11 protein-coding genes and 1 pseudogene are annotated in these 26029 nt (G+C 64.1%); 6 read left to right on the top strand and 6 right to left on the bottom strand.

The window, feature by feature from the left end; translation table 11 throughout:
- The first annotated feature begins 163 nt into the window (after positions 1-163).
- The 3 genes from WIN67_RS15315 (at position 164) to WIN67_RS15305 (ending at position 3764) form a co-directional block, all read left to right on the top strand.
- Complete coding sequence (locus WIN67_RS15315) at positions 164-1618, top strand: TrkH family potassium uptake protein (RefSeq protein ID WP_339071656.1); 1455 nt, start codon at positions 164-166, stop codon at positions 1616-1618.
- Positions 1619-1845: 227 nt separating this feature from the next.
- Positions 1846-2826, top strand: coding sequence for a response regulator (locus tag WIN67_RS15310; RefSeq protein ID WP_339071654.1), 981 nt, complete (start codon positions 1846-1848; stop codon positions 2824-2826).
- Between the two features lie 20 nt (positions 2827-2846).
- Positions 2847-3764 (top strand): LysR family transcriptional regulator, encoded by a 918-nt coding sequence (locus WIN67_RS15305; RefSeq protein ID WP_102879364.1) that lies wholly within the window; start codon positions 2847-2849, stop codon positions 3762-3764.
- Here WIN67_RS15305 and WIN67_RS15300 read toward each other — a convergent pair.
- The 6 genes from WIN67_RS15300 to WIN67_RS15275 all read right to left on the bottom strand — a co-directional run bounded on the left by WIN67_RS15300 (position 3761) and on the right by WIN67_RS15275 (position 23476).
- Positions 3761-6997: an ATP-binding protein gene (locus tag WIN67_RS15300; protein ID WP_339071715.1), complete on the bottom strand. Its 3237-nt coding sequence runs from the start codon at positions 6995-6997 to the stop codon at positions 3761-3763. The two genes, WIN67_RS15305 and WIN67_RS15300, sit on opposite strands and share 4 nt — an antisense overlap.
- A 79-nt stretch (positions 6998-7076) precedes the next feature.
- Complete coding sequence (locus WIN67_RS15295; RefSeq protein ID WP_339071651.1) at positions 7077-8582, bottom strand: TolC family outer membrane protein; 1506 nt, start codon at positions 8580-8582, stop codon at positions 7077-7079.
- A gap of 78 nt (positions 8583-8660) precedes the next feature.
- Entirely contained in the window at positions 8661-17672 is a 9012-nt protein-coding gene (locus WIN67_RS15290; RefSeq protein ID WP_339071649.1) for a TcdA/TcdB pore-forming domain-containing protein, read from the bottom strand.
- 115 nt (positions 17673-17787) lie between these two features.
- A complete protein-coding gene (locus tag WIN67_RS15285; RefSeq protein WP_339071646.1) occupies positions 17788-19947 on the bottom strand; it encodes a type I secretion system permease/ATPase in 2160 nt (719 codons plus the stop codon).
- Positions 19948-19949: 2 nt separating this feature from the next.
- Positions 19950-21338, bottom strand: coding sequence for an HlyD family type I secretion periplasmic adaptor subunit (locus WIN67_RS15280; RefSeq protein ID WP_339071644.1), 1389 nt, complete (start codon positions 21336-21338; stop codon positions 19950-19952).
- The gene (locus WIN67_RS15275; RefSeq protein WP_339071641.1) at positions 21335-23476 is read right to left on the bottom strand and encodes a type I secretion system permease/ATPase; all 2142 of its coding nucleotides are present in this window, start codon (positions 23474-23476) and stop codon (positions 21335-21337) included. The genes WIN67_RS15280 and WIN67_RS15275 overlap by 4 nt, the downstream gene beginning before the upstream one ends.
- 489 nt (positions 23477-23965) lie before the next feature.
- Between WIN67_RS15275 and WIN67_RS15270 the strand changes: the two genes are divergently transcribed.
- The 3 genes and pseudogenes from WIN67_RS15270 (at position 23966) to WIN67_RS15260 (ending at position 25948) form a co-directional block, all read left to right on the top strand.
- Entirely contained in the window at positions 23966-24733 is a 768-nt protein-coding gene (locus tag WIN67_RS15270; protein ID WP_339071639.1) for a substrate-binding periplasmic protein, read from the top strand.
- 354 nt (positions 24734-25087) lie between these two features.
- Positions 25088-25369: pseudogene (locus WIN67_RS15265) on the top strand (transposase domain-containing protein); the annotation flags it as partial.
- Positions 25370-25396: 27 nt separating this feature from the next.
- Positions 25397-25948: an adenylate kinase gene (locus WIN67_RS15260; RefSeq protein WP_339071637.1), complete on the top strand. Its 552-nt coding sequence runs from the start codon at positions 25397-25399 to the stop codon at positions 25946-25948.
- The last annotated feature ends 81 nt before the right edge of the window (positions 25949-26029 follow it).

The following is a 26029-nucleotide window of genomic DNA, read 5'->3' as shown; positions in this document are numbered from 1 at the left end:
GGCGCCGATTTCATAGCCATTTTCCGCCCTTGACCTGGAATAATCCTAATAACATCGAGGCCTTGCATCGCGCTCTGACAGTGTAAAAATTTTACATAAACTTTACGCGACTAAAGGGTCGCTCATCAGATACTGCGCGGCGCAAATTCAGCAGGCTATTTTTATGTCTCTCGCAGCATTGCGGCTTATCGGTTTCATCCTGGGCATCTTTCTAATCACGCTGGCAGTGAGCATGGTCATCCCCATGATCACGCTGGTGGTTTTTGAGCGTAACGATGACCTCTCGGCCTTTCTCTGGTCGAGCCTGATCACCTTTGTCTGTGGCTTCTTGCTGGTGGTGCGCGGGCGTCCTGAGGCTGCCCAACTGCGGCCCCGCGACATGTACCTGCTGACCACAGGCAGTTGGCTGGTTGTGTGTATCTTTGCCGCATTGCCCATGGTGTTCATTCACCAAATCAGCTACACCGATGCCTTCTTTGAAACGATGTCGGGTATCACGACCACAGGCTCGACCGTCCTTACCGGGCTGGACTCGGCCTCGCCTGGTCTGCTGATCTGGCGCTCCATGCTGCACTGGCTGGGCGGTATCGGTTTCATCGGCATGGCCGTGGCGGTGCTGCCATTGTTGCGGGTCGGGGGCATGCGCTTGTTCCAGACCGAATCCTCGGACTGGTCGGAAAAGGTTGCGCCTCGCTCCCACGTCGCAGCCAAGTCGATCCTGCTGGTCTATCTGGGGCTCACCGGCTTGGCAACCCTGGCGCTGTGGATTGCCGGGATGACGCCTTTCGAAGCGGTCAATCACGCCATGTCACTGATTTCAACTGGAGGTTTTTCGACTTCCGATGCTTCGCTCGGACATTGGACTCAACCGGCCATACACTGGATCGCGGTGGTCATCATGATCCTCGGCAGCCTGCCCTTCACGCTCTATGTGGCGACGTTGCGAGGCAATCGGCGTGCACTGTTCAAGGATCATCAGGTCCGTGGCTTCCTGGGTTTCCTCATCGTCATCTCCCTGGCGGTGGGAACCTGGCTGTCCTGGCACAGCGATTACGGATGGTGGGATGCACTGCGGATTGTGGCGATCAATGTGACGTCAGTGGTCACCACCACCGGCATTGCCGTGGGTGACTACACCACATGGGGTAGTTTTGCAGTGTTGCTGTTCTTTTACCTGACCTTTGTCGGCGGCTGCTCGGGCTCCACGGCCGGCGGTTTGAAGATTTTCCGTTTCCAGGTCGCTGCAAGTCTGCTGATCAGCAGTCTGAAGCAGTTGATTCACCCACGGGCGGTGATTCAGAAAAAGTACAACGGCCATCCCATCGACGAGGATATTGTGCGCTCGCTGCTGACATTCTCGTTCTTCTTCACCATCACCATCGCACTACTGGCCCTGGGGCTTGGCCTGATCGGCCTGGACTGGATGACGGCATTGAGCGGCGCTGCAACCGCAGTGTGCAACGTCGGCCCCGGGGTGGGCAGCATCATCGGGCCTGCCGGCAACTTCTCATCGTTGCCTGATGCGGCGAAATGGCTGCTGACCATCGGCATGCTTCTGGGGCGCCTGGAGATCCTGACGGTGCTGGTACTGATTACCCCGGTTTTCTGGCGCTATTGAAGGCTGCGGTTCCTGGCGTCCTGGCGAAGCTGACGCAGGTTATCAACCATCAGTCCCATCCTTAGGCTTTGTACGAAAAGCCTTGATACTCGGTCTCGCATCCCCTCCCCCGCGCCCGGCCTGTGTACCGGCCGAAGCGTGGGTGCAGCGACTGCGGCAGCTGGACGCTAGGAGCCCATAACGCAAATAAGTTAGACTGCCGGCCTATTTTGTTCAGGCCCCTCGTCATGCCCGCAGAGCATGCTTCCAAGCCCTATACCCTCCTGGCGATCGACGACGATCCGCAGTCGTTGATCGTGCTGTCGAAAACCTTGACCTGCGAGTATGAAGTGCTGCTGGCGAAAAACAGCGAGCGCGGCCTGGCCCTGGCGCGCAGTGCCAGTCCCGACCTGATCATTCTCGACATCCTGATGCCTGAGATGGACGGCTTCCAGGTGCTCAGCGCGCTCAAGAGCGACCCGGCGACTGCAAGCATTCCGGTGATTTTCCTCACCTCGCGCAGCAGCGTCGAAGATGAACGCCTGGGGCTGCTGCTGGGCGCCGCCGATTACATCGCCAAGCCGATTTCGCCGCCGGTGGTACTGGCCCGGGTGGCCACGCAACTGGGCTACCGCAACAAGCCCCTGCATGGCCTGCCAGCGGCCTCCGGGCCTTGCGCCGGCAGCGACATGCGCGACGGTTTTGTCAGTGCATTGACCCTGCAACTGGCCGGCAATCCGCTGATCCGTCTCCAAGCCCTGCTCGACAGCCTGTCGATTGTGCTGCGCAGCAGCCTGAGCCGGCGCGACCCCGCGGCCTTTCGCAGCGCCGCCTGCCTGGCGCTGATGGGCCTCAATCAGCCGGGCAGCCGCATCGATCAGGCCCTGGGCCACAGCAGGCTGCTGATCGAAGAGATTCTCGCCCACGCCGAGCCGGAAGATCCGATCCTCAACCTCGCCTGGAAAATGACTCACGCCGACGCCTTGCTCAAGGGCCCCGGGGAGCTGCCCAGCGGCGAGCAGTTGCCACTCTCGGCCCGTCTGTTCGCCCTGGCGCTGAACTACCACCTGAGCCTGCTGCAGAGCGCGCCCGAGGACCTCCACAGTCGGCATGCGCATGCCATGGGCCAGCTGTACCGCCAGCCCGGGTTCGAGCAATGCATCGACGGCGACCCGCAGGCGCTGTCGGCGGACTTGCTCAGTTCGTCACAGACCTTTTTTGGCCGGTGAACGGAGGGTGAGCCTGGCCAATGCCTAACTTCGCGGATCTGGAGCTGTTCATTCTGATCGCCGAGCTGCAGGGCCTGTCCCCCGCTGCCCGCGTCATGTCGATCACCCCGGCTGCCGCCAGCCTGGGGCTCAAGCGCCTGGAAAGTCGCCTCGGGGTGCGGCTGTTCACTCGCTCCACTCGCACCATGAAGCTCACCCCCGAAGGCGCACGCTACCTGGACAGTGCCCAGCACGCGTTGAAGATCCTGGCCAACGGCAAGCGCTCGTTGCGCCACGATGACGGCATGCTGGAACTCACGGTGTCTTCCGACCTGGGCCGCAACTTGCTGCTGGACATGCTCGCCCGGCTCAAGCATGAGCGGCCGCGCATGTACATCAAGCTGGCGCTGAGCGACAAGCAAGAGGACCTGCTCAAGGGCCGCTTCGATGCCGCGTTGCGCTATGGCAAGAACCAGGCGCTGGATCTGGTCGAGCTGCCGGTGCTCAAGCAGCATTACTTCATCGCCTGCGCCGCGCCCGATTACCTGGCGGAACATGGCCAGCCTGAGTCGCCGCAACAGTTGAGCGAACACGAATGCATCATCTGTCACAGCATCGGCCGCCCGGAGAGTCGCTGGCGTTTCCATGGCGCCGGCAAGGTCGAGGACGTGCCGGTGCAAGGGCACTTTTGCTGTGATGATGGCGATGCCGCACGGCGCTGGGCCGTGGCCGGCCACGGCGTGGTCAACCTGCCGCTGCTGAATGTCGTCGAGGACCTGCTCGCCGGTCGCTTGCTGGCGCTGCTGCCGGGCTGGCAATCGGACCCTGCGCCGCTGAATCTGGTGGTATCGCACCGCTCGCAGATCACTTCGTCGTTGCGCGCCTTGCATCAATGCCTGGTCGAGCACTGCACTGACCGCATGGCCCGCTATCAGGCCCTGAGCCAGAACAGCCGCTAGCCCTGCAAGTCCATTAGCAGGTCAAGGGCCTGCTGGAACTCCAAGCGGTAGATCCGCTCTTGAATGGCCCGCAGCGGGCCGCACGGGTATTGCTCGTACAGCTCATCGATCAGCGCCAGGGCCTGGGCATTATGCTTGCGCAGCAGCTGGGCCAGCCGCTCCAGCGCCAGCACCTGCTCCGCGTCCAGCCCCTGGCTCGGCGCGGCCAGATCTTCGTTCGCCACTGGCAGGGAGGCCAGGCCGGCCAGTACCGGCTCCAGGCACTGCGCCAGATGCTCGATCAGCGGCCCCAGCGCTGCTGGCCCGGCCGCCTGTTCCTCAAGCTGTTTAGCGGCCTCCTTGACCTCCGTGGCGCCGATGCTCCCGGCATTGCCCTGCAGGCTGTGGGCCAGAAAGCCGATGGCAGCCAAGTCCCCGGTGGCGTGGGCGTGCCACAAGCGCTCGATGACCTGCTGCTGGCCGTCACGAAAGTCGACCAAGAGTTTGCGGTGCAGAGCCAGGTCCTGGTTGACCACCGCCAGCCCCAGCGCGGTGTCGATCCCTTGGTAGGCCGAGGTCAAGACGCTTGCATCCGGCAGCGCTGCGCTCTGCGCGAGCGGTATGTCCGTGGCTGCGATCCAGCGCACCAGGGTCCGATAGAACGCCGCGACCTCCAGGGGCTTGCTCAGCAGATCGCTCATGCCGGCCGCCAGCGCCCTGCCCTGCACATCGGTCTGATTACTGGCGGTCACGGCAATGATCGGCAGGGACTGCAAATGGGGGTAGCCACGAATCTTGCGCGTGGTGGCGAAGCCGTCCATGACCGGCATCTGGCAATCCATCAGCACGGCATCGAAATGCCCCTGCTCCAGCAACAGGCGCAAGGCCTCGGCCCCATTGACCGCCAGCACCACCTGGACCCCGACGCGCTGCAGCAGGCCCTGCAGCACTTCCTGGTTGAGACGGTTATCCTCGACCACCAGCACCCGTTTCCCCGCCAGCCAGCGGGCCGTGGCATTGACCAGACCCGGCCCCGCGACGTCGCCCATCGATGGCCCGGCAGGCGCAGTGCCGCTTGAGGCGTGCCCTTGCTCAAGCGCTGGCGGCGCCAGCCCCAGCTGCACGCTGAACTTGAACGTCGCGCCCTGCCCCAGCCGGCTATTGACCCAGATATCGCCCTGCATCAGTTGCACGATTTTCTTCGAGATGGTCAGCCCCAGGCCGCTGCCGCCGTAACGCCGACTGATGGTCCGGTCAGCCTGGACAAAGGCATTGAACAAACGGGCCTGCTGCTCGTCGCTGATGCCTACCCCGGTGTCGGTGACGCTGAAGCACAGCAGCGCCTGATGATCCCACTGGCGCACCAGGCACACACCGATACAGACATGGCCGGCCTCGGTGAACTTGATCGCGTTGTCCACCAGGTTGGTCAGCACCTGGGCCAGACGCAGGGGATCACCGACATAGCGGCGCGGCAGTGACGCCGGAATATCCAGCTGCAGTCGCAGCGCCTTTTCCTCTGCGCGCTGGCGAACCAGCAGCAACACATCGTCCACCAGCTCCCGCAGGTCAAAGCCGGTTTGCTCCATGCTCAGCTTGCCGGCCTCGATCTTCGACAGATCCAGCACGCCGTTGATGGTGCCCATCAGGTGCTTGGCCGCGCGGTCGATCTTTTCGATGTAGTCGCGCTGCACCGGCTCCAACGGCAAGTCCTGGACCAGATGGGCCATGCCGATGATCGCGTTCAGCGGCGTGCGGATTTCATGGGACATGCAGTCGAGAAATTCCGACTTGGCCTGGGTCGCCCGCTCGGCATCGCGCCGTGATTGCTGGATTTGCGCTTCCACCGCCTTGCGCTCGCTGATGTCCTGCAGCACCCCGGTGACCCGCGTCGGCGCGCCGCTGGCGTCGCGCTGCATGATCTTGCCGATGTCCATGACCCACAGCCATTGCCCCTCTTTGTTGCGCATGCGGTATTCGGCGCGGTATTCGCCGACTTCATCGTTCAGGTGCGCCTTGAGCCGGGCCATCACCGGCTCGTAGTCATCCGGGTGCACCAGAGCGGTCCAGCGCTCCAGGCCATGGCCGAAGGCCTGCTCCATCTGCTGTTTGCTGTAGCCAAGAATCTGCAGCCAGACATCGTTGTTGATGACGGTCCCCAGGCGCAGGTTCCAGTCCCACAGCCCCAGGGCCCCGCTTTGCAGGGCCATGTCCAGGCGCTGTTCGCTCTGCTCGATCTGCGCCACGTCACGCTTGTGTCGTCGGGCGTCGGCCAGACGCCGCAGGCCACCCCACAGCAACAGCAAGAACACCAGGGCACTCACTCCCTCGATCAGCAGCACCTGTTCCGCCGGTAACAGTGCATCCAGGTCGCCCAGGGTGATCAGGGTCCAGGGGCCGCTCGGGTCATTCCAGTCGAAATCCACCCGGGACAGGCTGTAGCGCCGACCGTCCAGCCGGACCACCGGCTGGTGGGCATCGAAGGGCAAGCGCTCGGGCACCCCGTTGGCAAACCGATAGTCGCCGAACTGGCGGCGGATCTCCCCGGTGAAGCGGTTCCAGGGCCAGGCGCGGTCGGACTTGAGGACCAAGTCCGGGGAACTGGCGGCCAGCACCACGCCACTGGGGGACAGGATCATCTGCAGATCGGCGCTGTACGGCTTGCTCAAGCTGGCATCGAGCGTATCGGCGTCAAACCGCGCCACCAGCACCCCGATCACCTTGTCCTGGCGCGTACGCGACTCGAAGATCGGCACCGCCATGTAGAACATGCGCGTACCGGTGCTGGTGCTGATGGCGCCGTAGACACTGCTGCCGCCATTGAGGGCCACTTTGAAGTAGGGACGAAAGGCCACATTCAGCCCCAGGGGCGTCTGTCCCTGCTGGTCGTAGGCGGCCACCACCACCCCGTCCCGGTTGAGGACAAACGCATGGTTGGCATCCACCACCAGGGACAGGGTCTTGAGCGGCTGGGTGGCCCGTTCCATCAGCTCGGCAGAGGGCGCAGGCTCCAGGACGATGCGCTTGAGCCAGGGGTTGTGGCGCCCGAGGATCGACAGTGCGCCAATGGCAAAGCCGTTGGACTTCCATTGCTCCAGGTCCTGGGCCTGCTCCTGGGTCTGCATCTGGACGCTGGCCCGGTAGACGTCTTCGACCTGCACCCGGTAGTAGTTGCCCAACGCCACTGCGGCGCCGACCGCGATCACCACACCCAAGGCATAACAGCAGCGTTTGTGACTGTCGAAGAAGTCCAATAACCCGTACAACCGCTCGCCCCTTTACCTTGAAAAAACCATGCCCGCCAACCCCGGTCCGGTGCCTTGCCAGGCCCTGTCAGCGTTTTGCCAGCCGGCGTGGAAACTCCGGCGGCAGAAAATCCAGGTCCGGATCGTAGTCGGCCTTGAGGTAATCACAAAGCGCCTTGAGGTCCTGGGGCGACAAGGTTCCCACCGCTTGCTTGAGCCGCAGGGTGTCGAGAATGTAGTCATAGCGGCTGTTGTTGTACTGGCGCACGGCGTTGTACAGCTGACGCTGCGCCTCCAGCACATCGACGATATTGCGGGTTCCGACCTGAAAGCCCATCTGCGAGGCCAGCACCGCGCCCTGGTTGGAAATGATCGACTGGCGCCGCGCCTGCACCTGATCGACACCGCTGTTGAGGCCACGATGCAGGTTGCGGGTCTGCTCCACGACCTGACGCCGCAAGCCGTCGTTGAGGGACTCGCGCTGGTTCATCCGCTGGTGGGCTTCGCGCACCTGGGAGCGGGTCTGGCCGCCGCTGAACAGCGGAATATTCAACTGCAGCCCGACCGTGCGCTGCTCGACGTTGCCGCCGTAGCCATTGCCACGGATGTCGCTGTTGCCGTAACCCAGGCTGTCGTTGTCACCGATCTGGTAGCGCAGCACCGCATCCAGGGTCGGCGCGTGCCCGGCCTTGCGCGCGCTCAGGGTCTGCTGCGTCGCCTCCAGGGCGAACTGGCTGGCCTGCAGGGTCAGGTTCTGGCGCACGGCGGTGTCCACCCAGCGCCGGGCGTCGTTGGGTTCGGGCAACAGCACCGGCATGTCGTGGCGCAGCCCCTGGATCGCCTGGTACTGCTGATGCGTCAGAGTGTCCAAGGCTTCGAAGGCGTCATCGGTCTGCTTCTGCGCGACGATGCGGTTGGCCCGCGCGGTGTCATGCCCGGCCTGGGCCTGCAGCACATCGGTGCGGTCCGACAGGCCCAGTTGCAAGCCGCGCTCGGCCAGTTGCTGCTGGCGCTTGAGCGCCGCTTCCTCGGCCTTGGCCGCCGCCAGGGCATCCTGGGCCTTGAGCAGGCCGAAATAGGCCTGGGCGCTGTCGAACATGAGTTTCTGCTCGGCGGCGGCCAGCTCCAGCTGGGCCTGCTGGTCTTCGGCTTGCGCGGCCTTGAGGGCGAACCAGCGATCGGCGCGGAATATCGGCTGGTTCAGCACCGCCTGATAACTGCTGCCACCGCGCCGGGTGTCCTGCCGCGGCTGTTGCAGGGAGGTGCGGGTGGCATTCAGATCGGCGCTGGCGGACAGCGTGGGCAGCAGGCCGGCCCTGGCCTGGGGCACTGCCTCGGCGCGGGCCGCCTGATCGGCCTGGGCCGCCGCCAGCTCGCTGTTGTTCTGCCGGGCATCCAGGTACACCCGCCACAGGTCACTGGGCAGCGCCTGGTGCCGCTGTTGTGGCATATGGGGTGGCGGATGCTGCGCTGAGTCTTGTGGCAGGTCTTGCCGATGCAATGGCACCGCCTGCGCCAGGGGCGCCGCCAGCAGCGGGACGACAAGCAGCCAGCCGGCAAGGGCTCGCTGCCGCGAATTCATGGGTTTGCTCATGGTTGGATCTAACACCGGGAAAAGAGGGAGCCGCAGACAGGAGAGGCTTTGCGCCCCTCCTGTGTTGCTTCTGCGCGGTCAGGTCAGTGAAGGCACCAGCACCGCCTGCGCGGCCTGATGGTTTTTCGGCAGCTGTTCGCGAGCGCCGCCCGTGTCAGCGAAGGCCGCCATGGCCCCGCTGAGTTTTGCCAGGCTGGGGCCCTGGCCATCTGCCGCCGAGTCCAGCTCATTCGCCGCCGAGCTCAGAGCATTCGCCGCCGGCAGCGTCTCGCGCTGGCTCCAGGCCAGCTCGAACACGCTGTCCCGGGCCGATCCGCTCGGGCCAAAGCCCTTGAGCAGCTGCTCGACGCTGAGCATCGACGAATCGCCTTTGAGTTCGATCAGCAAATGCCCATGGGCGGCCGCCTGGCTGCCCAGCACCTGGCGCAACACCAGGGCGGTGCCATTGCCCGTGTCGGTCAGCTGCACATCCTCACCCCGCCGGCTGACGAGGATGTTCTTGCCATCGGCCACTGGCAGGATCACCCGATCCAGGGCCAGGCCCGGATCGTCGTTGTCGATGACCACCGAGCGGTAATGCGCCCACATCGCTGGGCTGAAACGATAGGTGTCATCCCCGGCGCCGCCGTGCAGCACCACGCTGTCGACCCCGGCAATCAACGGCGGCGACAGGTCATCCTGACGAGCATTGCCGCTGGCTCCCTGAAGCAGCAGCGAGGAGCCGATGCGCTCGACATTGGCGTAATGGCCCAGCTGCAGCGCCTTGCCGTCCTTGACCTGATACAGCGCCTGCGCCGTCGGGCTATAGACATAGGCCGAGTTCGGCGTCCCGGCAGCGACTCCGATAAAGCGCAGGTCGCTGCCCGCAATGCCGTTGCTGGCAAACATCTGCCCACTGGCGATATCGAACCAGCCACGGCTGGCACCACCCTGCAAGGTCAACACGCCTTTGGCGCCCCACTGTCCGGCCACGGTCGCCAGGGCCTGGGGCAGATTGCCCAGATGTGCCTGCTGCCAGCCCTTGTCCACGGCCACCAACTGCACATCGCCGTTGTTGCTGCGCAGCAGCACTTCGCCCTGCACGGTGGTCAAGCGCAAGCCGGCATCGACCTGGACTGCCGAGCGCAGTTGCAGCGTGGGCATCCAGTCAATGGCGGCCGGCAATTGGGCCGAGGCCTCAAGCACCTCATCGTTGCCAAACGCGCTCGGCAGTGCCTGTGATGTCAGCGGCGGCTGCAGATAGAGCTTGCCGCTCTCGGGCTCGAACAGCCGGGCACTGCCACTGGCACCGTCGAAGCCGAGAAACTGCAGCGGCTTGTCTTGCAGCGCGGACGACGCCACCACCACCTGAGCGTTGTGGTACCACACTGGCAGCGCACGCTTGCCGTCGGCGGCCTTGACCCCGAATACCGCCAGGGTGGCGTTGCTGCCGGCGACCTCGGCGAGGTCCTTCCACCAGCTACTGCGCCCCTTGAGCCAATGCTCGTTGACCGCCTCATAGCTCAGGCGCCCGGTCGCCTCGATCCGCGCCATGCGCCCGTCCTTGGTCACGGCCAGCAGATGGCCGTTGAGATTGAGCACATTGGCCAGGGGCGGCGTGGTCAGGCGCAAGGCGCTTGGCTGGCCGGCATCGAGCACCTGCTGCCCCGGCCCTTCCTGGCGGAACAGCACCTGCTGCGCCTGGCTGTAGAAATAGAACACCTCCTGGCCACCGGGCTGGGCCAGGCTGCCGGCCAACACCAGGTCCGCCGGAATCTTCCAGGCACTTTGCACCTGCCCCGATGCATCGGCACTCGGCGCCTGCCCGGCCGGTGGCGCCAGGTTCGGCTTGATCACCACACCATCGCTGCTGCGCACCCAGTAGCGGTGCGCGACTTTGGCGTTATCCAGGCCAAACACCGTGATCAGCTCTGCCGCGGTCGGCTCCAGCAGGGGCGCGCCCAGGCTGTACACCGGGGTATCGCGCGGGGTGGTCTGAGCCTCGTAGCCCTTGAGCAGGGTACTGAGCAGGGTCTTGGCGTCCTTGCCATGCTGACTGTTGCTTGCCGACAGTTGCAGCAGCGAGTCATCGCCGACCACCCCCACCAGTTCCATCCGGTCACCGAGGATGCGAAAGCTCAGCTCGGCTTCTCGTTCCTTGAGCTGATAACGACGGGCCAGATACACCGCATCGCCCTCTTGCCAGAACCGGCTGATCTGGCCGGTGCTCTGGTTGAACGACGGGGCGAACTGCGCATCGACCTTGCCGCTGGCAATGTCGACCCGCCAGGCGGCGGCGTTCTGGGCATCGACGAAGTAGGCATGCTCGCCGATGACCGCACCCAGCTGGGCGTTACCAGCCTGTTGCACATCGGTGTCGGTGAACAGCATGCGGTCCTTGGCGACGTCGTAGTACGCCCGACCGACATTGCGCTCACCGTGCTTGTAGTTCTCCACCAGCACGTATTGGCCGTGCAACTGATGGGCCTGGGCCAGGTCCTTGAGGTGCTGTTCGATGCGCTGCCCGGGCACTTGCCATTGGCTGGCGTCTTCCTTGACCACGTCAGTGGTCTGGCCGACAAAATCGACTGCCCGCACTTCGCCCTTGGCGTTGACCAGCAGCACCTCGCCGCTTTGGGCCGGATCGAGCTTGACCTTGACCCCGCCCACCAGCAAATGGTCCTTGGCCACCGTGATGCTGTCGCTCTCCAGCTGGCTGCTGTCGATGATCCAGCGTGACCGCTGACTGCCGGCCTCGTTGCTGAGCCTGACCTCGGCGCCTTGGTTGAGGCCGATCAGGTATTCGCCGCCGGCGCCCTGGATGTCGTAGCGCAGGTAGCCGTAGAGCTCCTTGGGCAGCTGCGGTACGACCAATTGCCGGTTGCGCCCATCCAGCAGCACTTCTACCGGCGTCTCGACATACTCCTGGTGAATCCTGCGGATCGTCTCCTCGCTCGGGAAGATGTAGAAGTCGTAGTCGAAGCGCCGGTCCTGCTCGAGCCTGCGAATCACATCGAAGCCCGTGTCATGCCGGGTAGTGGCCCCCGGCAGGATCATGTACTCGTAGCTGATGTAGGACTTGGGCGTGCCCGGCAGGATCACCGTCCGGCTGTCGCCGTGGTCGAGTTTGGGCGGCTGGGCGCCGTGGCCAATGCCGCTGCGCACCTCGATCGCCTGGGCGCGGTCGTGGATCATCCGCGGAAAGTCGCCAACCCAGAAGAAGTAGTTGATCGCCCCGGAGCCGGTGGAACCGTGATGGGTGCGGTAGATGTACTGGCTGTCGAAACCGACCTCGCTTGAGCGCAGGTCGAGGCGCTTGACCACCGCTCCGGGCAGCGGCACCAGCACCTGCTGTTTCTCGTCATAACGGTAGCCGTTGCCTTGATAGGCCTTGTCCAGGGTATCGAAGTAACGTCCCACCGCCTTGGCGTCTTCGGCCACCGCGCCAAAAGCCTGGGCCAGTGCCGTGAAGCCTACCGCCAGGCCGCCGAGGATCACCCCCGCGCCGCCCAGCACCGCCGCGGTGGTCGAGGCGCCGACCAACCCGGCACCGATACCCGCCGCGCCACTGACAAAACTCGCCGAATCGAACGCCAGTTGGGTGCCGAATACGGCTTTTTGCACATCGTTCTGGGCATGGGCCAGCTCATAGGCATCCAGGCCGACCATGGCCCCGCCAAACAGCACGCCTGCACCCTCGTTGACCGTGTGCCCCAGGGTCGAGGCAAAGTCCTTGAGCGAGGACTCGGCGGCCAGGGCCTCGCCGCGCAACGCGGTTTGCACCAGTTGGGTGACCTTGGCCACATCTTGCAGGGTGCCGTGGCCGATCTGCGCCAGGCCCAGGTAGCTATGGATCTTCAGGGCAGTAGCCAGGTCCGGTGACACCACGCCCTGGGCTGCGTCCTTGCGGTTCTTGTCGGCCAACCACTGGATCAGGGTCTGGACCGCAAAGCCCGCGTTCAGGCCGTCCACATGCGCCGCTTCGCTGACCCCGGCGCGGGGCCGGATCTGCCCGTGCTCCAGGGTGAAGTGCTCGCTGAGCACGCTCATGTGCTCATCGACGAAACGACGGAATTCGACAAAGGTGCCGTCGTCGGTGCTCAGCCAGCGGGTCTGCTCGGGCTGGTCACGGTTGATGAACTGCACCCGATAGCCGCCCTCCGGCTGCGCCTCGGTGTTGGCGATGATCGGTATCCACTGGCTGCCCAGCTGGTGCTCCTGGGCCAGTCGGGTGCTGGCGGCGTCGAAGCGCGCGCCCCATTGCTCGGCGTCGAAGGTGGTCAGCGCCGCACCCAGGCGCAGGTCCTGGCTGACACGTTGCTGCGCCCCCACCGCCTGCTCCACCTGACGGCGTTGGCCGATGACGCTGGCCAGCTCCTCGGGACGGGACAGATCGGCGACATTCAGCCCGCTGCCCAGCGGCACCTCGGCCATCTTGTGGGTGTCGATCTCGACCAGGTTGAAGGCCGGCTGCGACTGGCTGCCGAAGGAGCCGTAGTGCGCCGCCAGTTTGCGGCGCACCAGGTGCTGCTCCATGGCCTTGGCCAGGCCCTTGCTGGAATCGAAGGCGAAGATCCCCACGTTCGGGTCATAGAAGTAGTAGCGACGGCCTTCGGGCCCCTGGGTACTGCCCACCAGCATCGAGTGGTTCTGGGTGTTGAGGGCAAACATCGAGTCGCTGCTGCTGTTGGCCAGCCGCGCCACCACGTCGGACAACTGGAACTGCCCCAGCGCCTTGGAGGCCTGGACCGCGTCGACATTGGAATGCAGGCGGATCAGGCTGTTCTTGAGCAAGGTCGAGCTGCCGGCCTGGGGATCGGCCGAGGCCAGGAACAGCTTCTGCACCAGGCTGTTGACCCCCGCCTCGCCGCCATTGGCCAGGGCCACGGCCATGGCCCGGACCAGCGGGTAGCAGCGGCCGCCGGAGCGATCCCCCACCAGCGACAGGTAGAAATCCTGGGGCGCCAACTGACTGAAGACACTGCCAGCGCCCTGGAAATCTTCACTGAAGGTCGCGGTCTGGCGCAGCACCTTGTCGATGTATTCGGCCTGGCTGGTTTCGCTGATGCGAGCACTCAAGGCGCCACGCTGCCCAGGCGTGAGCTGGCCGTCGAGAAACAGCCGCTTCATTTCCAGGGCCGACTGCTTGCCGTCCAGCCCGGGGATCTTGATCTCGCGGAAATCCCGCACGCCATCGCTGAAGGCCGTGCCCCGGGCCCCCCGCTGATAGGCCTCGGCTATGGCGTAGCGCTCGCCGACGCTGGTACTGCGCTCATCGCCGCCACCCTGGATCGCCGTGTCGTCGGTGCGCACCACCGCAGCGCTGCCTTGCTGGGCCTGGATCTGCTGCCAGAGCCAGGTCTTTTCCACCGAAGCGGCCTCACGCAATACCGGCTCGTACTGCGCCCGGTAGAAATCCTGGGTGAGGTTGAGCTGCTTGATCTGCTGATCGATCAGGCGCTTGTCGCCCGCCCCGCGCCGCTGCTCCTGGAGTTGATAGCGCTGGTTGCTGAGCTGTTCGATGTCGGCACTGACCTTGGCCTGGACCGCCTCGCGCAGCCGATTCCAGGCGGCAATGGCCGGATGCTCGGCAGAGAAATCGCCGCCGTTGTAGACACCATCGGCCACCCCTTCGCTGGACACGCCGAACTGGCTCGCGACTTTCTTCAGGTTCTGGTGCACCTGTTCGCGGTACTCGGCGAACTGGGTCCGGTTGCGCTCCTGCACCTGGCTGTCGGCGGTCTGGATGGCAAGCGGCTCTGCCCCCTCGCGCAACTTCGGCCAGACCATCTGCCCTTCGCGCTGGTACTCCTGGCGCTGGAACACCAGTTGCCACTGGCCGTCGACGAATTGCATGTACGCCGCAGCCAGGCCCTCGGCCGTGCCGGCCACCTGGTAGTCCTTGTAGTCGACCGCCATCACCACGTTGTCGTACAGCAGCGAACTGTTGACCCGACCGTCGTGATAGACCCGATAGGTATCGGCGTCCAGGCGGGTCACCACCAGCGAGCAGCCCGACAAGCTACCGGTAAACAGGAAGCTGCCCGGGCGCGCCTGCCGGGGAATGTCCACATAGGCCGGCGCGGCGTTGGCCTGGTTCGGCCCGTTGTAGCCGAGAAAATACGCCGGCACGCTGTCCGCGCTCGCGGCGCTCACGGAGTTGGCGCTGTGCTCGGTGTATTCGAGCTCATACAGCTTGGGCGCGACTTCCACCAACTGCACGTTGCCCTGGGCCGGCAAGCGTCCCGCCTTGACCAGGGCCTCGGCGCTGAGGGTGTGGGTCTGGGCGAACTGCACCGGGTCGGCGGCAAACTGATGAATGTCGGCGCTGCCCTGGCGTGGTTCGAAGCCGGCCTCGAGCCCCGCCAATCCGCTCTTGAGTTGTCGGTCCTTGGCGGTCTGCCCCAACAACGCGGGCAGCGGGCCCAGCTCGGTGAAGCGCGGTGGATGGAACTCTTCGCTCGGCGCCAGGCCTTGATTGACGATGGGCAGGACTCGGGCCATCACCGCGTCGTACAGCTCCCCGTGCAAGGCCTCGCGGCGCCCTTGGGCACGGTAGCGGTCGAAGGTCTGCAGCAGGTCCTGGCCGATGCTGTCCGGCCCCTGGGGTTCATAGCGGGCGGCGACATACAGGGTTTCGAAGAACGAGTGATAGCCGTTGCGGATCATGAAGGCCGCGTTGGCCATCTGGAACTGCCAGTACTGCTTGACGCTCGGCACACTACCGAGCAACTCCGGCAAGGCATTGCTGACGGTCTGGGTGGTCCCGGAGATGCCCCCCACGAACGGGGTGTCCAAATCGTTCATGTAGCGCGTGGCTTCATTGTTCGGGTCGGGACGGAACTGGCTGTAGCTGCGGTACTTGTCGTCCTGGATCAGCAGTGCTTTATCGGTCTGGGCCTGCTCCGGGTGGGTATTGAGGATCAGGTAGGGGTCGGGCTGATTCAGCCGGTTGTTGATCATGACCTTGTCGGCGCCGGTTTTCGGCGTCAGCGCGGCATGGGCATTGACCGGCACCGCAGCCTTGGAAAAGCTGTCGGCCACGGGGCGCAGGGCATGGAACAACGCCTGCTTGCGCAGGCTGCGGCCCTGGTCGCCGGACAACAGCGCCTCGACCGTCGGCCGCAAGGCGCCGTCGGCCGGCGCCAGGCCCTGAGGGCCGCTCAACAACAGGTTCAGCAGTTTGCTGTCCAGGCCGCGCTCCAGCGCCACCTGATCGAAGACATGCACCTTCGGGTTGCCTGGATGCTGCGCGGCGTTGGCGCTGGCCACGCGCTGGGTTTCCACCTCGATCGCCTGGGCGCGCCACTGTTCATACAGCGGTGCCAGCAGCAACTTGGCCTGGGCAATGTCGCTTTGCAGATAGCCGCCTTGCAGGACCTTGCCCAGTGCCTGGCTCTGCACCAGGTTCTGCCCCAGGTCGAACAGCAGCTGATCGTTGTCGTGGCTCTGCCAGACCGACGCGGCGAAGGCCTGTTCCCACAGCACCTTGTTCAGGTTGTTGCCCTTGATATCTCGCAGGCTCGGGCGGCTGTGTTGCGCCAGCAGCACCCCGGCCGGGGTGATGTGGTTGCGTTCGAGCAAGCGCGTCAGCTGTTGCACGAAGGTGGCGCGCTCGCTGCTGCCTTCGAACAGCCGGCTGGCCTTGAAGCCCTTGTCGCGCAGTTGTTCCAGGCGCTCGAAAAACGCCGCGTTGTATTGGTACAAAGCCTCGGTCTGAGCCTTGCTCAGGTGGCTGCTGCTGACCTTGTCGCCCTCGACGGTCATCAGGGCAAACGGCGTCGCCGAACGGAAAGCGTCGCCCTGGGGCATTTCCAGCAGGTACTGGTGCTCGGCAAAACCGACCGAGCGCTCCAGCTCATGAATATTGACGAACAGGCCGTCGCGGTCCGGGTGGTAGCTGTTCTGCCGATAGTCTTCGACGCCCAGGGTCTGGAAGCTGCTGAGGTCCGCGTTCTGGTTGATCAGCTCGCTCAAGGCGCCGGCCAGGGGCACTTCGCGGCGCACGCTGGTGCCGGGCGACTGCCCGGAAACCTGAATGCCGACCTGGTTGGGCACCTTGCGATCGACGTTGGTCAACAGCAGCTTGTGGCCGTTGCTCAGCACCTGGGCCTTGAAGCCTTCACGCAGGGAGCTTTCCGACACCAGGTGGTTGGCGAAGTACTGTTCGACGAACCCGGTCTTGACCAGCACCGAGCGAATCGGTGCATAGGTGGGTGAACGCATGGACGGCGGCTCGTTCTTGAGCCGGTATTGTTGCTGCCAGGCCAGGGACCGGGCCGCGGTACCAAAGGAAAAATTCAGTACGCCGTCGGTGGGCACCACCAGCCGGCCGTGCTCCAGGTAGAAGTCCTTGAAGCGGCCATCGGTGCTGGCATTGACCAGTGCCACGTTCATGCGGATGTAACCCGGGCGCTCCTCCATCATCAGCAGTGACAGGTTCACCGGCAGCTCGTCGGAAGTCCGAGGCGGCTTGGCCAGTGCCGCCAGGCTCGCGGCCTGCTGCTGCGGGGCGGCCTTGAGCCAGGCGTTGTAGCGAGTACTCACTTCCTTGTAGGCCTGCAGCTCGGAGAACAGGGTCACGTAGGACTGGCTGAAGGTGGAGTCGGCAACCTGCACGCTCAGGTGCTTCTCCAGGCGGTTGATCCGGCCCTTGAGCTCTTTCTGCTTGGCCGGCGCATCGGCTTGCAGGACCTTGGCCTTGGCGCCACCAGGACTGAGCAGCCGCAGGGCCTTGTTCCAGGTGCTGTCATAGTGGCTGATCGCCGTGTCCTGGCGGCTGTACAACAGGATGTCGCGGTCCAGTTGCTGCTTGTAGGCAAGGGTGGCCGGGGTGTCGGCGATGGCCTTCATTTCTTTGCGGCGTTGTCGCAGCACCTGCAACTGGTCGCCCACCGAGACCGGGTTGTCCTGCATCTGGTAGTGCTGGGCGGCCAGCACGCTCAGGGTGCTCTGCTGCATTTCCAGCAGGCGCTCGCCGACCTGGCCGATGTACTCGGCACGCTCGTCGGCGCTCATGTGGAACCATTCGGTTTGCCGCCCTGCCGTCTTGATCTGTTGGTCGATCAGGGTATTGAGCAGGCGCGTGAAGTCCTTGGACATAAAAGCCATTGCAATGATCCTTTGTCTGTTTTGAGCCGGGCCCTGCGTATTGCGCAGGGCTGCCTATGGATATGCGGAGTGGGGAGACATGACGGGTGGCTGAGTCCTCCTGCCGTGGGTGGGGTCAATCCTTCATCTGCAGTGCCCATTGCCGGGCATACACGCCGTCCAGGGCGAGCAGCTGTTGGTGTGTGCCTTGTTCGAGCACCCGGCCCTGATCGATGACCAGAATCCGGTCCGCGTGGCGCAGGGTGTTGAGGCGATGGGCGACACTGATCACCGTGCGGCCGCGGACGATGCCCTGCAGATTGGCCATCACCGCTGCTTCCGACTCGTAGTCCAGGGCACTGGTGGCTTCGTCCAGCAACAGGATGCCGGGGTTGGTCAGCAGGGCCCGGGCCAGGGCAATGCGTTGCCGCTGGCCGCCGGAGAGCTGGCCGCCCCGCTCGCCCACCTCGGTCTCGTAGCCTTGGGCCAGGGCCTCGATAAAGGACGCCGCCCCGGCCAGACTCGCAGCGTGCTGCACTTCGGCATCGCTGGCCTGAGGCCGGCACAGGCGGATGTTCTGGGCAATGCTGCCGGCGAACAGCACGCTCTCCTGGAGCACCACGCTCATGTTGCGGCGCAGGGCCACCGGGTCGGCGATGGCCAGGTCGATACCGTCCACCAGCACCCGGCCGTGCTGGGGCACATAGAGGCGCTGCAGCAGGCGGGTCAGGGTCGACTTGCCGGAACCGGAGGGCCCGGTAATGCCGACGAACTCGCCCGGCTGGATCTCCAGATCCAGCTGGCGCAGCACCTCCTGGCCATCTTCTTCGTAGCGAAAGCGCACGCCCTGGAAGCTCACGGCGCCCTGCAACGCCGGCACCGAGGCCAGACCGCCGCTACCGCTTTCACAGTCGCTGTCGAGAATGTCCCCCAGGCGGCGCAGGGAAATCAGCGTGTGCTGAAAGTCCTGCCAGACCTGGGCCAGGCGCAGGATCGGCTCCACCACATGCCCGGCCAGCATGTTGAAGGCCACCAGCTGACCGGGGCTCAACTGGCCGTCCAGCACCAGCATTACGCCCCACCAGAGCAACAGCGCCGCGGTCAGCTTCTGGATCAGGCCGATGCCCTGCCCGGCCCAGATGCCGACGATGCGGGTGTGGAACGCCGCCCGCACATAGGCCGCCAGCTGGCGCTGCCACTGCTGCTGGAAGGCGCTCTCGATGGCCCCGGTCTTGATGGTCTCGATGCCGCTCACGGTCTCGGTGAGAAACGCCGTGTTGGCCGCATTCAACTCGTATTCGCGCAAGGCCCGGCTGCGCAACAAGGGCCCCACGCACAGCCAGAAAAGGAAATACAGGGCCAGGGAACCCACCACCACCCAGGTCAGCAGCGGTGCATAGCTGTACATCACGGCGATGAACAGCCCGCAGAACGCCAGGTCCAGCACCAGGGTCAAGGCCGAGCCGGTGAGAAACTGGCGGACCTGCTGCATCTCGCCGACCCGGGCGATGATCTCGCCGCTCTGGCGGCGCTGGAAATACTCCAGCGGTAACTGGATCAGGTGCTGGTACAGGCGCGCGGACAACTCGGCATTGATCTTGCTCGCCACATTGCTGAACAGCCAGGACCGCAACAGGCCGAACAACGGCTCGAACAGCGCCAGGGCCAGCATGGCGATCCCCAGCACTTGCAGGCTCGACAGGCCGCGACTGACCAGGACCCGGTCGATGATGTTCTCGAACAGCAGCGGCGTGACCAGCGCCACCCCTTGCAGCATCAGCGACACCAGCAGCACGCTGCGAAACTGGCGCCCATGCTTGAGGATCGACGGCAGGAACCAGGAGACGCCGAAACCACCGGTCTTGAGTTGCATGTGCCGCTCGGCCAGCAACAGCACCTCTCCCGTTCGCTGATCCTGGCCCTGCCAGAGCGTCGCCAGCTCCTGGCGCGACAGGCTCTGGCATTGCCCCTGCAGCGGCCAGAACACCCGGACCTGCTCGTCCTCCACCGCCTCCAGCACCGCCCAGCCGTGAGTGGTGTTCAACAGTGCCGGCAGCGGCAGGTGATGCAGGCGCTGCACCCGGCTCTGCACCGCCCGTGCGCGCAGGCCGATCCAGCCGGCGCAGCGCCGCAGGTCAAGGCTGTCGGCCGGACCTTCAACCCGTCCCAGGCGGTGAGTCAGTTGCGCCACGCTGATGTTCAGGTCGAAGCGCCGGGCGGCCCAGGCCAGGGCGTGCAGGCCGGTGTCGAGCAGCGTCGCTGAGGGTTCGCAAGCGGCATCGAAAGCGCGGGTCATGTTCAACGCTCCCGCAACGCTTCGGACTGATACTCACGAATCGGGCTCAGCAGGTAATTGATCACCCGCCGCTCGCCGGTGCGAATCTCGCCGGTCACGCTCATCCCCGCCTGCAAGGGCATCCAGCCCTGCCCCGCGGCAATGGCCGCACGCTCCAGGCGAATCCGCGTGGGGAACACCAGCCCCAGCTGTTCGTCCTTGATGGCATCACCGGAGACATGCTCCACCGTGCCGCGCAAGGTGCCGTAGCGGGTGTAGGGAAACGCATCCACCTTGATCTCCACAGGCTGGCCGGCCCTGACGAAGCCCACGTCCTTGTTCAGCACCATGACCTCGGCATCCAGCTCGGCCCCTTCGGGCACGATCACCAGCAACTGTTGCGCCGCTTGCACGGCGCCGCCCAGGGTATGCACCGCCAGTTGCTGGACCACACCGTCCACCGGTGCCAGCAGGGTTTGCAGGCGCTGGCGGTCGCGGCCGCGAATCAGTTGCTGCTCAAGCACCGCGATCTCCTGCTGGCTGCGATTGAGCAATTCGTGCTGCTCGCGCTGGGTCCTGGCCAGGAAGCTGTCGCGCTGCTCGCGACGGTTCTGCGCCTGGGCCTTGAGCACCTGCAGCTCGGCCTGTTGCTGGGCCAGCGAACGCTCGACTTCCAGTTGCTCCTTTTCCTGCTCAAGCAACTGGACCATGGGCATCAATTGTTCAGCCGCCATCGCCCGGCGTGCATGGAGCCGTTTGCGCACATTGCTGGACAGCTTGCCCAGGGCGCTGATCTCGCTGCCCCGGGCCCGCTGATTGGCCTGGTTGATGGCGATCTCGGCGTTAAGGCTGTCCAGGTTGGCGCTGATTTCCTTCCAGGTACTGAGCAGTTGCTCCCGGGCCGCTGCTACCTGTTGTGCATCCAGGCCCGCCGGTGCCTGATAGCTGTGCAAGGGCTCCGGGGTCAGCAGTGCGCGGGCCCGGGCCAGCTCCAGACGCTTGAAGTCCAGTTGCGTGCGCAACTCGCTCAGTTCGGCGTCGATGCCAATCGGGTTCAGCGCCACCAGCACCTCGCCGGCCTTGACCCGCTGGCCGTCACGTACGTGGATGGCCCGGACTTCACCCGCCTCGTGGGCCTGGATCACCTTGGTGTAGCTGGAGACCATGAGGCGCCCGGCGGCGCTGGCATGAATGTCGAGAAAACCGAAGATCGCCCAGCCCAGGGCCAGCAGGATCGCCAGGATCAGCAGCAGCGCCGTGCAGCGCGCCCAGGGCGCCGGTGGCCGCTCGACAATTTCCAGGTAGCCGGGCTGGAACTCGTACTCGTCGCGGCTGCGCTTGAGCCGCGTCCGCGCATCACCCAGGCGCTGCCAAACGCGGCGCCAGCGAGACAACAGCGTGCCGAACATCATGACGCCTCCTTGCTCAGCGCCTGCTGCAACGCCCACAGGCGCGCGTAGCAACCGCCGTTGGCCAAGAGTTGCTGATGGCTGCCGGATTCGCTGATACGCCCCTGTTCCAGGGCGATGATGCGTTGGCAATGCCGTACCGCAGACAGCCGATGGGCAATGATGATCACCGTGCGTCCCTGGGCAATGCTCGCCATGTTGTCCTGGATCAGCGCCTGGGATTCGTCATCCAGGGCGCTGGTGGCTTCGTCGAAAATCAGCAGGCGCGGGTCGCCCATCAGTGCCCGGGCAATGGCGATGCGTTGCCGCTGGCCGCCGGACAACGAGCTGCCGGCTTCGGCCAGCACGGTGTCGTAACCCAGGGGCAGGCGCAGGATGAAATCATGGGCACCGGCCAGGCGCGCCGCGGCAATCACGCTTTCCAGGGAAGCCGTGGGATGGCGCAGGGCGATGTTGTGGCGCACGCTGCGGTTGAACAGGTAGTTCTCCTGGAGCACCACGCCAATCTGGCTGCGCAGCCAGGCCGGCTGCAACTGATCCAGGGGCAAGCCGTCGATCAGGATGCGCCCGCCATCGGGGGTGTAGAGTTTCTGCAGCAGGCGGGTCAGCGTGCTCTTGCCGGAGCCGGACGGCCCGACGATGCCCAGGGTCTGCCCGGCGGCGATATGCAAGTCCAGGCCGCGCAGCACCCACGCAAGTTCCGGACGGTAGCGGAACACCAACTGTTCGATGCGCACTTCGCCACGCAATGCCTGAGTCGGGCGCAAATCCCCCTCGGCCTGCTCCACCGGCAGGTTGAGCATGTCGCCCAGCTTGTCCACCGACACCCGCACCCGGACGAACTGCTGCCAGACCTCGATCAGCTTGGCCACAGGCTGGCTGACGTGGGACAGCATCATGTTGAAGGCAATCAACTGGCCGATGCTCATCTGCAGGTCGATGACACGGCTTGCGCCCCAGCAGATCACCGCCACCGCGGTGACTTTCTGCAACAGCATCACGCTCTGGCTGATGGCGCTGCCCAGGGTCTGGCTGGCAAACCCGGCCTCGACCATCTGCGCCGTCTGCGACTCCCAGCGACGCTGCATGCGCGGCTCCACCGCCAGGCTCTTGATGGTTTCGCTGCTGCTGACGCTTTCATTGAGAAAGGCGGTGTTGCGCGCCGCGCTGTAGAACTGGCGCTCGATGCGCTTCTCCAGCGGACCGGTGCTGAACCAGGCCAGCAGCGCATACAGCGGCAGGGTCAGCAGCACCAGCAGGGTCAATGGCCAGGAAATCCAGGCCATGACCGCAAAGAACACCAGGGTGAAGGCCACGTCGACACACAGGGTCAGCAGCGAACCGGTGAGGAACTCGCGGATGCTGTCCAGCTCCTGGACCCGGGTGATGATCGCCCCCACCTGGCGTTGCTTGAAGTACAGCAACGGCAAGCCCAGCAGATGGCGCAAGAGCTTGACCCCAAGGCCGATGTCGATGCGATTGGCGGTGTGCGCCGCCAGGTATTCACGCAAGCCCTTGAGCAGCACCTCGAACAGGCCCACCAGCACCAGGGTCAGCACCAGCACGTCGAGGGTCGACAGCGCCCGGTGCACCATGACCTTGTCCATCACCGCCTGGAAGAACAGCGGCGTCGCCAGGGCCAGCACCTGCAGCAACAGCGAGCACAGCAGCACTTCGCCGAGTATCCGCCGGTGGCGCAGCAGCTCCGGTACGAACCAGGACAGATCGAAGCGCAGGCCGCTCTGACGCAGGCGAATCACCTCCCCGCTCCACTGCTCGGCCAACTGCTGGCGATCGAGCATGTCCGGAGTCGGCATTGAAGGTCGCTGCACCAGCGCCTGGGTGTCCGAAAGCCGCGCCAGCAGCATGAATTCGCCGCTGTGGTTGCGCCAGACCAGGGGCAGCATCTTCGGCGTCAGTCGGGCCAGCGCCAGGCGTTCCAGGCGCAGATCAACGCCGGCGTTGCGCGCATAGTCCTTGAGGGCCTGGCGCAGGTCCGACGAGGGGGGCTGCTCCTGGGATGGCGGCTGCGCAGCTGGCGGTAGGCGTTCCTGGGTCAGTTGCAGCAGCAGATGGCAACAGGCCAAGGCTGAGTGAACGGCCGTATCGGCCGCGGATGAGGTGGCAGACAGCGTCGTCATAGCGGCGCGTCCGCTGAAAACAGGCTGCGGGGTGGTGCAATAGTGACTGGCATAGACCGCTCGTTGCTTGCTCCAGGGAGCGTGGAGGCACGAACGCAGTCTGAGTCAGCCAATTGCGAATGATAATCAGCAGTTTGATTGAAGCGTTTTAACTAAAACTTAAGGCTGTCCCCTAAATCCCCTGCATGCCCAGGCTGCGCATGCAGAGGGACCTGGTCCCAGGCTGGCGAGGCTACTGATACAGCGCTGCCCACGGCTGTTCAACCTGAGTGTCAGCGCGTACCAGTCGCTGCCCTCACCGGTTGCGCCAGCCCTGAACCGTGATGGCAATCAGCGGTCAAAATAATCCGTCAAATCCATCCATCTCTGCACATAACCCTCTAATCTTGGCGGCACGTTTTGCAGGTCGCTGCGGTCGGTCTTTGTAGGTGTCGAATACGCAGCGTTAATCCGAGAGCATGAAATGCCACTGTCTGTTGAGTTACTGCCATGACTCATGTGAGTCAAACGTTGCGCCAGCGGGGGGCGCTGATCCTGACGACGCTGCTCGCGCTGATGGTCTGGGGGCCCGCAGTGTCTGGCGCAGAGTCCCGTAGCTTCGACCTGTACATCGCCGAAGCGCCGCCTCTATCGATGCTGGACCAGTCCGGCCTGCATGGCATCGTCGGCGACGCGACACTGGAAGCGGCGACCCGGGCCGGATATACGCTGCACTTTGTCGAAGTGCCTTGGGCACGAGCCCAGCAAAACGTACGCAAAGGCGTCGACAAGCTGATCATTCCACTGTCGCGCACGCCAGAAAGAGAGGCTGATTACACCTGGATCGCGCCCATCATGAGCATGGACAGAGCGTTTTTCAGCCTCGATAAACGCGTCCAGAGCATGCAGCAGGCACGGGAAACCTTTGCCCGTATCGCCGTTGGCCGAGGCAGCGCCCAAGAGCAAAAACTGCGGGCAGAGGGCTTTAGCGATGCCCAGATCTATCCGTTTGAGATTGGTGAGAATCCGGCGCAATTGCTGCTGATGGGGCGCGTCGATGCCTGGTTCAACGGCATTCCTGAAACGCAAGCTATCTGGCGCAAGCTGTCAAACAGGACGTTGCAGGTCAGTCCGTCCTTGATGAAGACCGATCTGTATCTGGCCTGCTCCAGACAGTGCGATGCGCTGCTCGTGCGCGACTTGCGGGCGGCAGTCGAGACACTGCGCAAGGACCGCACGCTGGAGCGGATAAAAAACGCTTACCTGAAAGAGCCATGATCCGTTGCCCCGGCGCTGGTCAATCAGCACCTCGCGCCAGGGGTCAACTCATGCAGTGCACAGCAGCACCTCGGCCCTGTAGCAGGCTTGCGCTGGCGTCATGACTGCGAGCCTGGAGGGGCCGTGGTAATCGTCCGGGCAACACACCTTCCTGATGCCATCACTTAAGGCGATGGTGTCCACCTAAGTGGACACCATTTTCAGTCTTTTTAAGCGGACGCCCATGCCACAAGAGCGCCGTTCCTATTCCAAGTCCTTTAAGGCCCAGGTCATCGCCGAGTGCGCGCAGGCTGACACTTCGATTGCCAATGTAGACTTGACCCACAACCTCAATGAAAACCTTGTCCATGAATAGCGCTGACGTGCTATCTCGATGACGGTGCTGTGTCCATCGATAACAACTGGTGCGAGAATCAAAGCCGGCCGTGGGCTCTTGGGCGCTCGAACTGGCTGTTCGCTGGCTCGTTACGTAGCGGCAAACGTGCGGCGGCGATCATGAGTTTGATCCAGTCGGCGCGGTTCAACGGGCATGATCCTTACGCCTACTTGAAGGACGTGCTCACACGTTTGCCAACGCATCGGGCGAATGGTGCTGCTCAGTTACTGCCGCATAACCGGCGGATGCCTTCCGGCTGATTATTTCGCAACACAGGAGATCAAGCGGTGAGTAAACGGATTTATATCAGCGGCGCTTCGGGGGCTGGAGTTAGCACGTTAGGGGCAGCATTGGCTGACAGGCTTCGCGTGCCTCATTTTGATGTCGATGATTACTATTGGTACCCGACGGATCCACCCTTTGAGAAATCACGCCCGCCTGAAGAAAGACTTGCTCTGTTAAAACAGGCGCTGGCTGACTTCCCCTGGGCACTGTCCGGATCACTAGATGGCTGGGGAACTGAGGTGATTGAAAGCGCTGATCTGGTGGTGTTCATTGACACTCCAACGGCCCTGCGAATGGAACGCTTGAGATCACGTGAATCACAACGGTATGGCCACCGAATTCTGCTTGGCGGCGACATGTATGCGAACCACCAAAAATTTCTCACATGGGCTGAAAGCTATGACGCAGGTACCAGAGCAGGTCGTAGTAGGCCTAGACATGAGCTGTGGCTCAAGCAACTGACTAAACCCACCCTTAGATTGAACGGAGAAATCGCGGTCGAAGAGATGGTGATAAATGTCGTCGCTGCGATTTCAGATTTGAATCACAAGTAATCAACAACGAGTGAGTGAGTCAACAACCGAGCTATACGCTTTCATCGCAAGGTGTGTTTGCCAGCAGATTGCGGGCCGTGC

It is taken from the genome of Pseudomonas idahonensis (assembly GCF_037903935.1).
Taxonomy (GTDB): Bacteria; Pseudomonadota; Gammaproteobacteria; order Pseudomonadales; family Pseudomonadaceae; genus Aquipseudomonas; species Aquipseudomonas danubii.
This window is presented reverse-complemented; position numbering and strand designations above follow the sequence as displayed.

Excerpts from the sequence above, each read along its gene's own strand:
- WIN67_RS15290 (WP_339071649.1), bottom strand. The coding sequence starts at position 17,672 with ATGGCTTTTATGTCCAAGGACTTCACGCGCCTGCTCAATACCCTGATC.
- WIN67_RS15305 (WP_102879364.1), top strand. The coding sequence starts at position 2,847 with ATGCCTAACTTCGCGGATCTGGAGCTGTTCATTCTGATCGCCGAGCTG.
- WIN67_RS15310 (WP_339071654.1), top strand. The coding sequence starts at position 1,846 with ATGCCCGCAGAGCATGCTTCCAAGCCCTATACCCTCCTGGCGATCGAC.
- WIN67_RS15285 (WP_339071646.1), bottom strand. The coding sequence starts at position 19,947 with ATGACCCGCGCTTTCGATGCCGCTTGCGAACCCTCAGCGACGCTGCTC.
- WIN67_RS15275 (WP_339071641.1), bottom strand. The coding sequence starts at position 23,476 with ATGACGACGCTGTCTGCCACCTCATCCGCGGCCGATACGGCCGTTCAC.
- WIN67_RS15270 (WP_339071639.1), top strand. The coding sequence starts at position 23,966 with ATGACTCATGTGAGTCAAACGTTGCGCCAGCGGGGGGCGCTGATCCTG.
- WIN67_RS15295 (WP_339071651.1), bottom strand. The coding sequence starts at position 8,582 with ATGAGCAAACCCATGAATTCGCGGCAGCGAGCCCTTGCCGGCTGGCTG.
- WIN67_RS15315 (WP_339071656.1), top strand. The coding sequence starts at position 164 with ATGTCTCTCGCAGCATTGCGGCTTATCGGTTTCATCCTGGGCATCTTT.
- WIN67_RS15280 (WP_339071644.1), bottom strand. The coding sequence starts at position 21,338 with ATGATGTTCGGCACGCTGTTGTCTCGCTGGCGCCGCGTTTGGCAGCGC.